This window comes from Cellulomonas gelida (assembly GCF_006538725.1).
In the GTDB taxonomy this organism is placed as follows: domain Bacteria; phylum Actinomycetota; class Actinomycetes; order Actinomycetales; family Cellulomonadaceae; genus Cellulomonas; species Cellulomonas gelida.
In genome coordinates this window covers 1-2,112 of record NZ_BJLQ01000082.1, presented here as the reverse complement: position 1 = coordinate 2,112, position 2,112 = coordinate 1, and the positions used below count along the sequence as shown (strand labels likewise).

The 2,112-nt window shown below is 75.7% G+C and carries 3 protein-coding genes; all 3 read right to left on the bottom strand.

Annotated features, from left to right (window positions below):
- Positions 1–14: 14 nt before the first annotated feature.
- On the bottom strand, positions 15–998 hold the full coding sequence (locus CGE01nite_RS16705) for a hypothetical protein (protein ID WP_141371776.1): 984 nt from the start codon (positions 996–998) through the stop codon (positions 15–17).
- Positions 995–1,426 carry a GntR family transcriptional regulator gene (locus CGE01nite_RS16700; RefSeq protein WP_141371775.1) on the bottom strand — a complete coding sequence of 144 codons (432 nt, stop codon included), beginning with the start codon at positions 1,424–1,426 and terminating at the stop codon, positions 995–997. Before CGE01nite_RS16700 ends, CGE01nite_RS16705 begins: the two co-directional genes overlap by 4 nt.
- 70 nt (positions 1,427–1,496) lie before the next feature.
- Positions 1,497–2,112: exodeoxyribonuclease III (locus CGE01nite_RS16695; RefSeq protein ID WP_141371774.1), on the bottom strand; the 616-nt coding region annotated here is incomplete at its 5' end.

Genomic DNA, 2,112 nt, shown 5'->3' with positions numbered 1-2,112 from the left:
CCCCCCGCTGAGACTCAGCCCGCCGGCACTCCCGCCGGCGGGGCAGGCTGGGCAGCGCGCGTGCGCACCTGAGGGCGCAGCGACCCGATCGCCGCAACTGCCAGAGCGGCCAGCGCCACCCCGAGCGCGACCGTCGTCGTGACGCTCCCGGCCACGCCCCAGCCGCCGAGCGGCGTCCCTGGCCCCGACGCGCCGAGGTTCTCCATCGCCGACCCCGCGACCCCGAGCAGCACGACGAGCACGCCCGCGACGACCGCCTGGCTCCCCGCGGCCACCCGGCGCGCCGCCAACCGGCGCAGCGCCAGGTCGTCGGCGACGGAGACGTCGGGCACGGCGCGTCGCTGCGTGATCTGGCGCAGCACGACCTCGGTGCCCACGAGCACGAGCACGACCGTCACGACGGCGCCGATGCCGTGCGGCGCGCCCGGGAACGGCGTGGCGCGGCCCCACGCCTCGTCGGTCTGCGCCGTGATCCCGCGGCCGGACTCGTCAGCGAGAAGCGCACCCGCCACGGCGACCGCGACGGTGGCCGCCGCCCAGGCCCAGACGAACCGCCGGGGCCCCGACGCCGCGACCTGACGGACCGACCGCACGACGAGGGGCGCTCGCCGCGCGGTGCCGGTCGGTCGCGGCCAGGTGCCCTCACCCACGGCGTGCACCGCGAGGAAGGCGAGCCCGACGAGCAGCGCCGCGCCCCACACGGCGACCTCGTCGACGCGCATCGCTCCCACCGCGAGCACCGGCGCCAGGACGACGCCGCCGGCGGCGGCCACCCAGGCCAGCGTGGCGATCCTCGTCGCCCGTCGCCGCGCGGCGTCCAGCGCCGTCGGCACCGACTCGAGCGGCGCCCCGTCCCCCGGGCCACCGCCCTCGCCGTAGGGACTCGTGCGCGTGGCCCCCTGCGCCACACGCACGGCCATCACGACGATGAGGACGATGAGCGCCACCGTCATCAGGACGACGAGCAGCAGGACCACGATCCAGATCGGGACCATCATGGGAGCTCCCCCTCGAGCAGGCGTGCCCCGGCCCGCGGCCGGGACGTCTGGAGTGCGCCGCGCACGAGCGCGAGCGCGTCCTCGTCGGACAGACCCGCGCGGTGCGCCGCGGCGACGAACTCGCGCGCCGCACGGCCCGGCGCATCGTCGGCGGGCGCGACGTCCGCCGCGACCACCGTGCCCGTGCGACGCCGCGTGACGACCACGCCCGCCGCCTCGAGCTCGCGGTAGGCGCGGGCGACCGTCCCCGGGGCGATGCCGAGGTCCGCCGCGAACGCGCGGATCGTCGGCAGGCGCGCGCCGGTGGCCAGCCGACCGGCGGCGACGTAGCCGGCGACCTGCTGCCGGATCTGCTCGAACGGGGGCACGGACGACGCGAGGTCGAGCTCGACCACGAGCCCGTCGCGCTCGTCGGCCAGGTCCGTCACGGCACGCTCCCGCCATCCGTCAATGAGTCAGTACATTGATACATTGACGGACGGCGGGCGTCAAGCCGCTCTACAGGTCGTACTCCACGACGAGCGGCGCGTGGTCGGAGAACCTCGCGTCGTACGTCGCCGCGCGGTCGACCGTCGCACTCACGGCCGCGTCCGCGAGGTCCGGGGTCGCGAACTGGTAGTCGATGCGCCAGCCGGCGTCGTTGTCGAACGCCTTCCCGCGCCAGGACCACCACGTGAACGGGCCCGGGCCCTCGCCCCCGAGCTCGCGACCCAGGTCGCGCCAGCCCAGCTCGTCGAGCCAGCGGTCGAGGTAGGCGCGCTCGACGGGCAGGAAACCCGCGCTCTTGAGGTTGCCCTTCCAGTTCTTGATGTCGGGCTCGCGGTGCGCGATGTTCACGTCACCCGCCACGACGGCGTACCCGCCCGCCGCCGATATCTCGGCCAGGCGGGCAGTGACGACCTCGAGGAACGCGAGCTTCTCGTCCATCGAGGGCGTGCCGAGCGTCCCGGAGTGCACGTACGTCGAGACCACCGTGACGGTCCGCGGGGGTGCGCCGTCGTGCGACGCGATCTCGAGGTCCGCCTCGACCCAACGGCCCGAGTCGCCCGGCACGTCGGTGCCCAGCCCGATGCGGATCGCGGACATCGGCAGCCGCGTCGCGATAGCGACGCCC

What these genes read in the sequence shown, in the direction of transcription:
- CGE01nite_RS16705 (WP_141371776.1), bottom strand. Translation starts at nt 998, where the DNA reads ATGATGGTCCCGATCTGGATCGTGGTCCTGCTGCTCGTCGTCCTGATG.